Genomic DNA, 13,469 nt, shown 5'->3' on the forward strand with positions numbered 1-13,469 from the left:
TTCGTAACCGCTGACACCCCAATGCTGAATATTCCTCAACTACTGGCTCAAGAACTTTCCCTCAAGCCTTCTCAGGTGCAAAACGCTCTGGAACTCTTGGCTGAGGGGTCAACAATTCCTTTTATTGCACGTTACCGCAAAGAGCGCACTGGCGAGATGAATGAAGTTCAGCTGCGCGATTTATTTGATAGATATGCTTATTTGACTGAACTGGAGGAACGGAAAGCGGCCATTTTGGAAGCGATCGCATCCCAAGGCAAACTTACCGATGAGCTGAAAGCTCAAATCGAATCTTGTTTGCAAAAAACTGAACTTGAAGACCTTTACCTACCTTACCGAGCGAAGCGACGAACACGCGCCACAATTGCTAGGGAAAAAGGTTTAGAGCCATTTGCCGAGTTTATCAAGTCGTTGAACCTTCCCAATGCAAAGCCTGTGTCCTTGGTGGAAGCGGCGGCACAGTATGTTTCTGAAGAAAAAGGAGTAAAAACTCCTGAAGATGCTCTTAAGGGTGCTGCTGACATTTTGGCAGAAGAAGTGTCAGAGCGGGCAAACTTGCGATCGCATCTGCGAGAATATTTGCTGGAGGAAGGCGTTTTTGTCTCGCGCATCAAAGATGAACATCCCGAAGGTTCCACCAAATTTGAGATGTACCGAAACTATCAAATTCGGGTGACAAATATCGCGCCACATAATATGTTGGCACTGCTGCGCGGAGAAACTGAAGGAGTGTTAAATTTAGAACTTTCCTTCGATGAAACAGTTGTGATGTCCTATCTAGAATCGCAGGAAATTAAAACGAAAATTCCTGCAATTCGAGACTTTTACCGAGCCATGCTCAAAGATGCGTTCAATCGCTTGATGAAAACTTCCTTAATTAGCGAAGTGCGTTCGGAAATTAAAACTTACGCTGATGTTGAATCTATCACAACGTTTGAAAGTAATCTGCGCGAGTTGCTGCTATCTCCTCCAGCAGGAATGAAACCGACATTAGCCATAGATCCAGGTTTTCGGACTGGATGTAAAGTTTCTGTACTTTCGGAAACGGGAAAATTTTTGGAGTATCAAACTATTTTCCCACACCAAGCCGCCGCACAGCGCACTCAAGCGGCACAAGCTATCAAAAGAATGATTGAAAAGCACAATATTCAGTTGATAGCTATTGGCAACGGTACAGCTGGAAGGGAGACAGACGAATTTGTTTCGGAAGTTCTCAAAACGATGGATCGCAAACCAGTTAAAGTGATGGTGAATGAGTCGGGAGCGTCGATTTACTCGGCTTCTGAGGTAGCGATCGCAGAGTTTCCCGAACTTGATCTTACCGTGCGCGGTGCCATCAGTATCGGTCGCCGCTTGCAAGACCCTTTAGCTGAACTTGTTAAAATCGATCCTAAATCGATTGGTGTGGGACAGTATCAGCACGATGTAGACCAAAAATTGCTGAAAAAAAAGTTAGATGAAACGGTGGAAAGTTGCGTTAACTACGTTGGCGTAGATTTGAATACTGCCTCGAAGGAACTTCTAACTTTTGTTTCTGGGATGACACCAGCAGTGGCGAAAAATATCGTCAACTATCGCAACGAAAATGGTGCATTTAAAAATCGGCGACAACTTTTGAAAGTGCCAAAATTGGGGCCAAAAGCATTTGAACAAGCGGCTGGATTTTTGCGAATTCGTGCTGGCGACAACCCGTTAGACAATACAGCAGTGCATCCGGAAAGCTATAAAGTGGTGGAAGCGATCGCTAAAGATTTAAATACTCCTTTAGATCAGATAACGCAGATTGCAGCAAAGCTTAAGTCGATGAACCTGAAAAAATACGTCACAGAAACAGTAGGCGAACCAACCCTACGCGATATTATTAGCGAATTGGAAAAGCCCGGAAGAGATCCTAGAGAACAATTTAAGTATGCAACTTTCAAAGAAGGTGTCAAAGAAATTAAGGATCTCACCGTAGGCATGGAATTAGAGGGAATTGTGACGAATGTAGCTAATTTCGGTGCATTTGTTGATATTGGCGTTCATCAAGACGGTTTAGTGCATATTTCGCAATTAGCAGATCGATTCGTTGACGATCCTAAGAAAATTGTCAAAGTTGGACAAGTTGTGAAAGTGCGAGTGCTAGAAGTCAATGAGAAATTGAAGCGAATTAGCCTATCAATGAAATCAGCAGGTTCCGCAAATAGCGGACGTGGTGGGAGATAGCAGTTTATTTCTTGTTCCCAGGCTCAGCCTGGGAATGCTATTAGTAAGGCGGGAGCTTCACGTTAATAAGATTTCCTGCCAAAATTAAAAGGTGTTCCTACTTTTATCGGAATTGCTGTGACTACTAAAACTGTTGATGCCATTCTTGACCGGGCTTTCGCGGGTTGTGATTTGTCGAAAGAAGAGGGGGTTGTACTATTAAAGCAAACTGACCCAGCAATTAAGACGGCGATTCAGGAAGCATCTGACCAACTGCGACTAAACCAAGCTGGCGATATCGTTACCTACGTTGTCAATCGCAATATTAACTTTACCAATATCTGCGAACAGCACTGTAGTTTCTGCGCCTTTCGCCGCGATGATGGGGAAGACGGCGCATTTTGGTTAGATAGCGCTCAAATTCTGGAAAAAGCTACAGATGCAGTCCGGCGGAATGCGACGGAAATTTGTATGCAGGGGGGACTCAATCTTCAGGCAAAACTCAATGGTGCGTCTTTGCCTTATTATCTGCGAGTGGTAAAGACAATTAAACAGGAATTTCCTCAACTACATATGCACGCCTTTTCGCCTCAAGAAGTGCAATTTATTGCTAGGGAAGACAAGCTTAGTTATGCTGATGTAATTGCGGCGTTCTTAGATGCTGGCGTTGACTCGATGCCTGGAACGGCGGCGGAAGTTTTGGATGATGAGGTGCGGCGCGTCCTTTGTCCAGAAAAGCTGGATACGGCAACTTGGCTGGAAATTGTAGGAACGGCGCACAAGTTGGGAATGCCTACCACTAGCACCATGCTTTCCGGTCACATAGAGACACCAGAACAGCAAATAGACCATTTAGATAAGTTGCGAAGTCTCCAACAAACCGCCTTAGAAAAAGGATATCCCGCCCGGATCACAGAGTTTATCCTGCTGCCCTTCGTCGGGCAAGAAGCCCCCAAACCTTTGCGCCGTCGTGTAGGACGCGACCAACCAATTTTAGAAGATGCACTGCTACTTACCGCCGTAGCGCGAATTTTCTTAGGAAATTGGATTTCTAATCATCAACCCAGTTGGGTTAAGCTTGGTCTTGCGGGTGCCAAAGAAGCGCTCAGATGGGGCTGTAACGACATCGGCGGCACGTTAATGGAGGAGCATATCACCAGTATGGCTGGCGCACAAGGCGGTACTTGTATGTCCGTAGAAACCTTGCAGGAAACTATCAGTGACTTGGGTCGTCCGTATCAACAACGGGATACACTTTATCGATATTTACCGATGAGCGATCGCTACCCTCGTTCTCAGGCCCTGGCTGGGAAGGAAACAAGAGAGCTATAGTTGCCTCTACACAAACAAACCAAGCGTATGTCAAGCTAAAAAAGGCATTAAACAGATTCTAATGCTTAAGAATAATTGAGCAAAAAACCATGTTGGGCAAGTTACTAGACGGGCGTTACCAAGTTGTCCAAGCCTTGGGTGCCGGGGGATTCGGAAAAACATATATTGCTAAAGACACTCGTCGTCCCGGTGCGCCAACTTGCGTTGTCAAGCACCTCAAACCCGCTAGTAGCGACGCCTACTTCTTAGAAACGGCTAGACGATTATTTACCAGCGAAGCCGAAACTCTCGAACAACTGGGAAATCACGACCAAATTCCCAGGCTGTTAGCTTACTTTGAAGAAAACCAAGAATTTTACTTGGTGCAAGAGTTCATCGATGGACATCCCTTAAGTGCGGAACTTTCTCCCGGTTATTGCTGGCAAGAAAGTCAAGTAATTCAGATGCTGCAAGAACTCTTGAGTATTCTGGCATTTGTCCACAACTACAGTGTAATTCATCGTGACATCAAGCCAGACAACATAATCCGCCGCTCGTCAGATAATAAGTTAGTCTTGGTTGACTTTGGCGCAGTTAAGCAACTCCGGACTCAGGCATTAAATCCAGCACAAGCAAGTGCTACTGTTGCCATTGGCACTCCCGGCTATATGCCCACCGAACAGGCGCAAGGTAGACCCCGTTTCAACAGCGATATTTATGCGCTGGGCATCATTGCTATCCAGGCGTTGACTGGGTTAATGCCGCTGCAATTGCACGAAGATCCCCAAACGGGCGAAATTATCTGGCTGCATTTGGTATCAGTCAGTCCAGGGTTGGCGGCTGTCCTTACTAAAATGACCCGCTACCACTTCAAAGACCGCTACGAGTCGGCAACGGAAGGGCTACAAGACTTGCAGTATCTACTAAGCGGACAGCAATTACCCGTAAGAATAACGCCGCAGAAACCTATCTCACAACCCCCACCGTCGTTGTCTGAACAGTACACGGTTGCGGCTGTTCCGCCCCAACGACCTCAACCATCGCCACCACCACCAATTAGTCAACAGTCACGTGCTACTGTTGCTCCTTCTAATAAGTTTCCTCTGATTATCGGGGCTGCGGTGATGGCTTTGCTGTTTGGGGGAGGTTTGTTTTTGGCTATTTCTCCACAATCAAGACAGGGTGACGGTGGAACTGCGAATAATCCTGACAATCGCGGGGTAGATAAATCACAAGAAACTTGCAAAGTTACAATTCCAGCATTAAATGTCCGCACTAACCCTAAAGGTAGGATTCTAGACAGTGTTCGACAAGGTACGAGTTTATCTGTGACTGGCAGCAAGCAGAATGGCTGGGTGGAGATTAGTTCGCCGATAAAAGGGTGGGTGTTTAGTGAATATATAAACTGTGCTTCTACTGCCTCGGCAGGTTCAACACCTACTCCTAAGCCAACTCCGACAAAACCTCCAGCAACGCCGCCACCTGTGGATAAAGGAGGCGACATCATAGCACAAGCAACGGAAAAATTCCAGTCAGGCGATTTGCCGGGCGCGATCGCATTGGTAAGATCCATTCCCGCCAGCAGTGCTGCTTACTCGCAAGTTAAGGAGGTGCTGCAAGAGTGGCCGAATAATTGGGCAACTGCCCAAGCTAAATTTAATGAGGTACAAAAAGCGTTTAATGAGGGTAGATGGGAAGATGCGATCGCGATCGCCCAAGACCCTGATTTCCCCCAAATTCGCTACTGGCAAGACAAGTTACAGGAAGTTGTTGCCGCAGCCAAACAAAAGCTGAACGAACAACCGCCCCCCACCGAAAGTCCCAGCCCCACCGAGAGTCCCAGTCCCACCCCAATTCCCACTGAAAGTCCCAGTCCTACCGAGAGTCCTAGCCCTACACAAAGCCCAGCAACTGAACCATCTTTGTGATGCCCCACGACTAAAGTCCCTGGTGCGCGGACTTTATAATATAAAGCCTGCCTCCGCAGGCTTAGTTTGCGTTGCGCCACCCTAAAGGGTGAGCGCACTTTTGCTATTTTTTCGGTTCTGGAGGCGGCGGATAAGGCACCAGGGCAGCTTTAAAGAAATAAACTCGGCCGCAATATTGCCCTCTGTTCGGTTGGTCAGAACAGATGGTTTCTATCGCCACATTCTTGACATTGGTAACATCAAGTGACACAGACTCTTTCTGTCCGGGCGTAACAGTACGAGAATCTTTCCGCTGTCCATCTAAGTAAATATTGATCGTGTTACCAGGGCTACCTCTGTCATTGTCCTGCATTCCATACTCCAGATTTAGTGTCTGAAAGTAAGTTTCATAGCCATCCGGCATGATTTTACAGGTCATTGCCACATAGGTATTACCAGGCCCCATGTGCAAAACATTTTTATAGACTGCTCTGCCTATAGCCACCTCAGACTTATCCGGTCGCCAGCGGCCAGGGCCGCTACTTACACATCTAGTTTCCGGTAGGGAAATAATCCGCCGTGCCTGTACCATCTGGGTTCCCAGAGTCGCTAGGGCAAAGGAAAACATTGAACCAACGATGACTTGATGGATCAACTTGGTTTTTTGCATAGAGAAAGGCCAAGTTAAGAGGTAAAAATCCTTACTAATAATACCGAATTGCCAGCGCCTAATTTAGCAGTATTTTTTTAATAAGGATGGGATTCGGTAGAAGCGATCGCTTTTAAAGAAAGCTTCACGCGGTTTTTGACTTAATATATTTAAAATAGTTCCAACAGCTAGAAACTTGTTTTATTGAAGAACCCGGTTTTTTGCCAACCCGCGATTTTACATCTTTTCGCGCCTCGCTCATAGCTTATAAAAATAGTCACAGCATCGCTATCTGAATGTCACATTCATGTCACATTTGCTCGTTAGACTTTTGTTTAGAAGCATAGGTGAACTAAAAGCTTCTCACACCCATCAGTAAAGACCATGCTCCCTCAACTTAAGTTGAGGGAGCATTTTTTTTCCTTGTGAAACTCAGCCAAAATAAAAATCACCTTATGCCTGATAAGGTGATTTTTAAAGTTTTAATTTAAGTGGAGCCTACGGGGATCGAACCCGTGTCCAAATTGGGTATTAACCTACCGCTCATTCACAGGTTTAGCCTATCTGACCCTCAAGGCGGGAACCATCCATTATCCCGGATGACAGGATGCACCGGTTTATCTTAGCTAGCAAGTCTACCAGTGAAGGCTTACTAGAGCATCCGTTGGGGTTGGTGTCTGCGGTCTTTAACGGAGTCGGACTACAGACGCTCGATGCCTCGTTAGAGGAAATTAGGCAATAGCAACTGCCTGACGACGAGCAATAGGAACGATGTTGTTCGCATTTACTTTTTTTTTGAGCCCGGTATTTCCGAGAGAAGACTCACTCTCGACCTGAATCACGGGGCAGCGTTCGCCAACCTGTCGAAACCATTAAGGCCCCATGTCGTACACTTCCCATTATATATATTTGTTGAAGGGGTGGGGAGAGTTTCGGGAGGTTTCCAGAATAAATTATTAGGGTGTAATATCCGAACTACATAGATCGGTGACAATGCGATCGCCTACTCTTTATCCTTATCCTTCTCTGGTTTATCTGACTTTTCTGACTTTTCTGGCTTCTCTGGCTTTTCTCGCTCAAATTTTTGCTTCTTGTCGGCTACGGGTGCGGGTGGAGGTTCTGGTTTGATAACCGGGACGGTGATTGAAGGTGGTTGTGCAGTATTATCCCCAGATGAGGAAGCGGGTGCAGAATCCGAGGGCTTGCGATCACTACGAGAAAATGGCGGTGGCACAGGTGCGGGAGCAGGAACAACTTCCACGCTAACATCAGGAGCTTTGGGCGAGTTTGCCGTGCCATCCTGCTGTTGGCGATACTGCTCTCTTTGCTTGCGGATGTCTTCTTTTAGTTTCTCAATCCGCGAGTCGTTATCATCCTGTTTTGAAGTTGCTTCCTGATTCGAGTCACTTCCAGCAGTGGAAGTATTCGGCACAGGATTACCCGTGGCGGGAATTGTAACTTCAGGTGGCGGCGTTTGTAGAGGAGAGCGATCGCGTTGTTGCTGGGATCTTCTTCTGCGGGACGATCTTTGATTTTGGACTGGTTGCTGTTGAGTAGCAGTGGTCTTAATTTTTACAGGTTCAGCAGTGCTGCTAGCATCCTGAGTTGGTGGTTTTTCAATTGATGGTTGTTCAGCATTTGGCGATTTGGTTTGTGGAGGCGCGAACCAATTGGAACTAAAAGCGATCGCAATTCCCGAAGCGATCGCAATTCCTGAAGCAATCAAAAAACCGCGCCATTTCAGTAATGAGGAAAATTTAATTCCTTCCTCCTTGCGGGGAGGATTAGGGAGGGGTTGATTTTTTTTTGCTTCTGGTGCAAGCTGAGGCACAAAAGCAACCGTAGGCGCTGTGTTTGTTGGCATCGCCGTAATTGACATACTGCTGGGGCCCTCAAACTGAGATGGCAATAGAGACAGCCACTCATCCACACTTCCAGGTCGGTATTGAACATCAACAGCCATCCCGCGCATCACCGCCTGATTGACAGCCGGACTCAGATGCGATCGCAAATCGCGGGGTGCTGGCATCGGTTGTCTGTTTCGGATTGTTGCAGGCGTTGGGACTCGTGCCGTTAACAAAGCGTAAAGCGTCGCCGCTAATCCATAAACATCTGTGGCTGGAGTTCGCTTTGCTTGCGGTAAGTATTGCTCAATTGGAGCATAGCCTTCAGAAACAATATTTGTATGAGCTTGAGTCAAGTCGGGCGTAAACTCTCGCGCAATGCCAAAATCAATCAGCACTACCTCTTGAGTTCCCCCACGCAGAATGATATTTTGCGGCTTGATATCCCGATGCAGCAGATTATTTTGATGCACCACCTTAACAGCTGCTGCAATCTGCCGGATAAAGTGGATAGCAGTTGTCTCTGGCAGAGGATTGTCTGGAAATACCACAGCTTGCAGAGTTTGACCAGCGATGTAGTCCATCACCAGGTAAGGCAAGCCACCATCCATGAAGAAGTCATTCACCCGAACAATATTCGGATGGACGCACAACGCCAAGCGTCTTGCTTCATCCTGAAACTGGCGCTGGAACCGGGCAAAGTCAGGATGTTGACGCAGAGAATCGTTGAGGGTTTTAATCACCATAAACTGACCCAAGTAGTGATGGGTAGCTTTAAAGGTGACACCAAACCCACCCCGTCCCAGTTCTTCTAAGAGCGTGTATTTGCCACCCTGCAAAGTTTTGCCTACTAACGTATCCATGCGATCGCAAAGGATGAAGGACTAATTAATTCTAAAGGTAATGCTCGTTACCCAGTTTACGCCCTCACGGAATGCGTTCCCAGGCGTAAGCTGGGTAACGAGAAAACTCTTGAATTAAATTAGAATCGTTGACCGATACCAAATTGCAGCCTACTGTCGCCTTGGTTATTGATGCCGAAGTCAGCCCGAATCAAGCCAATAGGTGAACTTAGACGGAGACCTGCTCCGTAGCCAAAGCCAGCCCCTGGCTTATCGCGCACTGTTCCCGGTTCTCCTGGGACTGTATCGCCAGAACCTAAGTCTGAGCCAAAGTCAGCGAATAAAACTCCCCCGACTGGCTGATAAATCGGGAAGCGATACTCGGCAGAGGCTAAGACAAAACTGCGACCGCTGGCGACATCACCACTGCCGTAACCGCGTACAGAATTGATACCGCCAAGATTAAATGCTTCGTAGGGCGGCAGGTTGCCAATTGTTGTGCCTCCCTGTACGTTAAAGGCAAGCACTTCTGCGTTTTTGTTGCCGATGAGATTGACTGGGACGTACTGGCTGTAATTTGCTTGGAGACGGTTCATCAAAATATTGCCGTTACCGACTGGAATTGACTGTTCCGTACTAAGACTGAGTACCGAACCTTTAGAGGGGTTAACAGGGTTGTCTCGGCGGTCTTGAATGACTCCAGCAGTCAGCGCCACTTTGTCATCAATGCCATTTTCACTGTAGGAAAGACGATTGCCTAATTCATCGACTGGGGAGAGATTGCCATCGCGATCGCGTATGCTGGTGCGGGTGTAGTTCAATCCCACCGAACCCTGAAAATCACCCACTGGTCGCGTCACTGTCACGCCGCCGCCGAACCGTCCTTCCCTAACTTGATCTCCGTTTGGCAGCTTCACATCTTCATTAAAGGTGGCGGAAAGCTCCCGTTGTCGAAAAGCATCGACGGAATATCCCAGGCGGTCGGGGTTGCTGGCGCGATAGGGACTGCTAAACTTACCGTCAAACTGTACGTCTCTGGGGCTTACCTGGAGATTCCCGCCTAGTTGTTGGTTGGTGCCGCCCAAATTGCGATCGTTGTAGCTAAGCGTACCGTAAAGACCGCTATTGTCGCTGTAGCCGCCGCCAACGTTGACAGAACGGGATTTACCCTCGGTTAGTTCGTAAGTGACATCCACTTTTCGGGGGTCGCCGTTGAGAGAAACATCGGCGTTCTCAAATAGTCCCAGCTGATACAGTTGTTGCAAGTCGCCTCTTGCCACATCCACGCGGAACGGTTGACCTGACTTTAGCTTGATCTCGCGCAGCAGGAAATCTTCTTTAGTACGCCCTTGAGTTGGATTACCTTCTTTGTCTACAAAGCGAATTTTGACATCGCCGACGATACCCTCGGCAACTTGAATTGCTAGCACTCCATTGCGACCCGGCTGCACAGCTATTACCTGCGCTAGTGTGTAACCATTTTTCTCATACCATTGTTTGATTTGTTGGACACCTTGGGTTATTGCCGCTGGGCTGATGTTTGTCCCTATCTGGGATTTGAAGATGTCGTTGGCAACTGTTGGCGTGAGGACTTGCGCCCCAGAAAGTTGAACGCTTCGCACTACCACTGGTGAAACCTGGAAGACTGCTCTCAATCCATTTTTCTCAGCATAAGTAGTCACATTAGCATCGGCAAATAGTCCGGTTTCCAAAATTGCTGCAACATCTTTTTGCAGCTGACTTTGACTGGTATCTCCGCCGGGACGGGTGCTAATCGCATTTTGGGCAACTTGCTGCAATTCCCCTGTGACTCCCACCACTTGAACATCAGTTGCTGTGACTACCAAATCTGAGGAATTGACAGCGCGAGTTGGGGTAGCTCTTGGAGTCTGAGCTGTTGGTGTAAACTGAGGCGTGTTTATAGTTTCTGGTGCCGCAATTGCCCTAACTGGTGGTGTCGTGGCACTATTAACTGGGACAACGACTCTGTTACCATCTGCTGGTTTTGGAGTTGAAGTTGTTGCTACTGGTGTGGCAGTATTAACCGGGACAACTACCTTGGCATCTGCCAGTTTTTGGGTTGAAGTTGTTGCTACTGGCGTGGCAGTATTAACCGGGACAACTACCTTGGCATCTGCCAGTTTTTGGGTTGAAGTTGTTGCTACTGGCGTGGCAGTATTAACCGGGACAACTACCTTGGCATCTGCCAGTTGTGGTGTGGCACTATTAACCGGGACAACTGGGTTGGCATCTGCCAGTTTTTGGGTTGAAGTTGTTGCTACTGGTGTGGCACTATTAACCGGGACTACAAGGTTAGTGGCTTCCGCTTCTGGTGTTTGAGTTGGTGATGAGGTGTTACTGGCTAAAGCGTGGGAGCCTAAATCTGCGGCAGCTAGGACAGCTAAGGTATAAATGGCAAGGGATGGTACGCGCATATTCTAAAAAATTGAATTTTGTAGAGGCATTGCCGAAAATACCTAAGAAGGAATATTTTCTGCTAAGACAGGATAATGGTTTATCGCTTAAGTAGCTTTGTTGAAGAAAGACCCTTGCTTTTGCTCTCAGGTTCCAAGGTGCTGATTTGGGATTTGGGACTTGCACTAGGTTTTTAGAACCCCGCCACGCCCGTCGCTGGCTCCCCAACTTCCTCCCCGCAATCGAGAGAGGGGGCTAAAAAATATCAAAAGTTTAAAATATAACATCCGTGGAGGAGGTATTTGATGAGGATATTATGCCTGAGTAATGGTCATGGAGAGGATGCGATCGCTTGTGCGATTTTGCAACAACTCCAGCAACAGTCTGATTCTCTAGAATTAGCTGCTTTACCATTAGTGGGCGATGGACGCGCCTACGCCCAGTTGGATATCCCCATCATTGGCAAGGTGCAAACGATGCCCTCCGGTGGCTTTATATACATGGATGGGCGGCAATTGGCGCGAGATGTCAAAGGCGGTTTGCTGCAACTTACTCTCGCCCAGTACCAAGCAATTCGCCGTTCTTGCAAACGCGGTGGAGCAATCTTGGCGGTAGGAGACATTGTACCCCTGCTTTTTGCCTGGTTGAGTGGCGTTCCTTACGCTTTTGTCGGCACCGCTAAGTCAGAATACTATTTGCGAGATGAAGCTGGGCCATTGCCGCGTCGGTCGCGGCGAGAACGTTGGGAAGGTTGGTCGGGTTCTGTATACTTGCCTTGGGAGCGTTGGCTAATGAGTCGTCGGCGCTGCAAGGCGGTTTTTCCCAGAGATGGACTGACAACCGAGACTTTGCAAAAGTTCTCTATCCCTGCTTTGGATTTGGGGAACCCGATGATGGACGGTTTGGAACCTTCTAGACGACCATCGGTATTTTATGCCTCAGATATTGAACTGCAAGAAACTAAGCGATCGCTTATTATTACTCTTCTCCCAGGTTCCAGACCACCAGAAGCTTACGCGAATTGGCAGCAAATTCTTCAGTCTTGCCTTAGCTTAATGAAGGCGTTTTTACCTCGTCCGGTGATGTTTTTAGGCGCAATATCACCAGGATTAAATTTAGAACCGCTGCGTCAAAGTTTGGAATTACAAGGCTGGCACGAGCCAAATGATGAAGGCGGTATAGACACTTCATCGTTTACTGTTCATCCATCTGAAGTTGTATTTAAAAAAGAAAATGGCACTGTAATTCTTACCCAAGATGCTTATAACGATTGCTTGCATCAGGGAGATTTAGCGATCGCTATGGCTGGTACAGCTACAGAACAGTTTGTCGGTTTGGGGAAACCTGCGATCGCCCTTCCCGGTAATGGCCCACAATTTACCCCAGCCTTTGCCGAAGCTCAATCTCGTCTTTTAGGGCCATCGTTAATTCTAGTTGACCAGCCAGCTAAAGTTGCCCATGTCGTACAGCAGGTACTACGCGACCCCGACCGACTGCAACTAATTGCTGAAAATGGTCTTCGCCGCATGGGAGAATCAGGTGCTGCGCGCCGCATTGCCTCCTGTCTGCTAGAGCGTTTGGGAAGAAGATGATCGGGCATTTTGTATTTTATTATGCAAGAGAGTAGCTGTAGGTATTACCATCTTTATAGAGGCAACTTGTTTTTGCTTTCAAACCGTGGGAAATTCTCTGAACCCATCTCAGGCTTATGACTTATCTCCTAAGAGGCAATTTTAGAATTAATTGCCCACCTTTGCCAATAAACAGATTGTTTTGGTTCAACTAAGCAGTTGATTATTGAGGTATCAAAATCCATGTATAAAATTGGTGTATTGGATGATGATGAAACCTGGTGTTTGATAATCGAGCGCTTTTTAAGTAAAGAATTTGAAGTTTTTACCTATAAAAGGGTATTTACTTTTTTACAAGAAGTAAATCAATATGATTTAGTAATCGTGGATTTTTCTATCCCTCCTGCCCAATATGAAAAAGGGATGGATGGTTGCGAAATAATCATGCACGTTAAAAAAACTCTTCCTAACCCTCCTTTATTAGTTTTAGTAACAGGATTTCTAAGCGCTACTAACTTAGAAGTGGGTCGAGAAATTTGTCCGGAAGCCGATGCTTTTATCGCCAAGGATGCCGGAATAGATGCAATTTCAAAAGAAATCAAACGCCTCCTTGCTTCTAAAGAAAAAGAAAATAACCCTCTAGCAGGATGAGCCACCCGCCGGCTTGGGTAGAGGCTAAATAATTATTGTTGTCCGTTAGCGTTTGAAGGTTTGAAGGTTGGAAAGTTATTAGATTACCTCTAGTT

General features: G+C 47.0%; 8 protein-coding genes and 1 other RNA gene. 5 read left to right on the top strand and 4 right to left on the bottom strand.

The window, feature by feature from the left end; all coding sequences use genetic code 11:
* Positions 1-21: 21 nt before the first annotated feature.
* The 3 genes from H6F63_RS06805 to H6F63_RS06815 all read left to right on the top strand — a co-directional run bounded on the left by H6F63_RS06805 (position 22) and on the right by H6F63_RS06815 (position 5,423).
* Positions 22-2,205, top strand: coding sequence for a Tex family protein (locus H6F63_RS06805; RefSeq protein WP_190635980.1), 2,184 nt, complete (start codon positions 22-24; stop codon positions 2,203-2,205).
* A gap of 117 nt (positions 2,206-2,322) precedes the next feature.
* Positions 2,323-3,516: a 7,8-didemethyl-8-hydroxy-5-deazariboflavin synthase subunit CofH gene (gene cofH / locus H6F63_RS06810; protein ID WP_190635982.1), complete on the top strand. Its 1,194-nt coding sequence runs from the start codon at positions 2,323-2,325 to the stop codon at positions 3,514-3,516.
* An 89-nt stretch (positions 3,517-3,605) separates the two neighbouring features.
* Positions 3,606-5,423, top strand: coding sequence for a serine/threonine protein kinase (locus H6F63_RS06815; RefSeq protein ID WP_190635984.1), 1,818 nt, complete (start codon positions 3,606-3,608; stop codon positions 5,421-5,423).
* A 103-nt stretch (positions 5,424-5,526) separates the two neighbouring features.
* Here H6F63_RS06815 and H6F63_RS06820 read toward each other — a convergent pair whose 3' ends face one another.
* The 4 genes from H6F63_RS06820 to H6F63_RS06835 all read right to left on the bottom strand — a co-directional run bounded on the left by H6F63_RS06820 (position 5,527) and on the right by H6F63_RS06835 (position 11,172).
* On the bottom strand, positions 5,527-6,072 hold the full coding sequence (locus tag H6F63_RS06820; RefSeq protein WP_190422095.1) for a hypothetical protein: 546 nt from the start codon (positions 6,070-6,072) through the stop codon (positions 5,527-5,529).
* A 468-nt stretch (positions 6,073-6,540) separates the two neighbouring features.
* Positions 6,541-6,933, bottom strand: a transfer-messenger RNA (tmRNA) gene (gene ssrA, locus H6F63_RS06825).
* Positions 6,934-7,054: 121 nt separating this feature from the next.
* Entirely contained in the window at positions 7,055-8,758 is a 1,704-nt protein-coding gene (locus H6F63_RS06830; protein WP_190635986.1) for a serine/threonine protein kinase, read from the bottom strand.
* A 119-nt stretch (positions 8,759-8,877) separates the two neighbouring features.
* A complete protein-coding gene (locus H6F63_RS06835; protein WP_190635988.1) occupies positions 8,878-11,172 on the bottom strand; it encodes a BamA/TamA family outer membrane protein in 2,295 nt (764 codons plus the stop codon).
* 285 nt (positions 11,173-11,457) lie between these two features.
* On the opposite strand from H6F63_RS06835, the gene H6F63_RS06840 reads away from it, so the two are divergent.
* Both H6F63_RS06840 and H6F63_RS06845 read left to right on the top strand, forming a co-directional pair.
* Complete coding sequence (locus H6F63_RS06840) at positions 11,458-12,744, top strand: lipid-A-disaccharide synthase-related protein (RefSeq protein ID WP_190635990.1); 1,287 nt, start codon at positions 11,458-11,460, stop codon at positions 12,742-12,744.
* Positions 12,745-12,966: 222 nt separating this feature from the next.
* A complete protein-coding gene (locus tag H6F63_RS06845) occupies positions 12,967-13,374 on the top strand; it encodes a hypothetical protein (protein ID WP_190635992.1) in 408 nt (135 codons plus the stop codon).
* Positions 13,375-13,469: the final 95 nt, after the last annotated feature.

Origin of the sequence: Trichocoleus sp. FACHB-40 (assembly GCF_014695915.1) — a bacterium.
Lineage (GTDB): Bacteria > Cyanobacteriota > Cyanobacteriia > Cyanobacteriales > FACHB-T130 > Funiculus > Funiculus sociatus.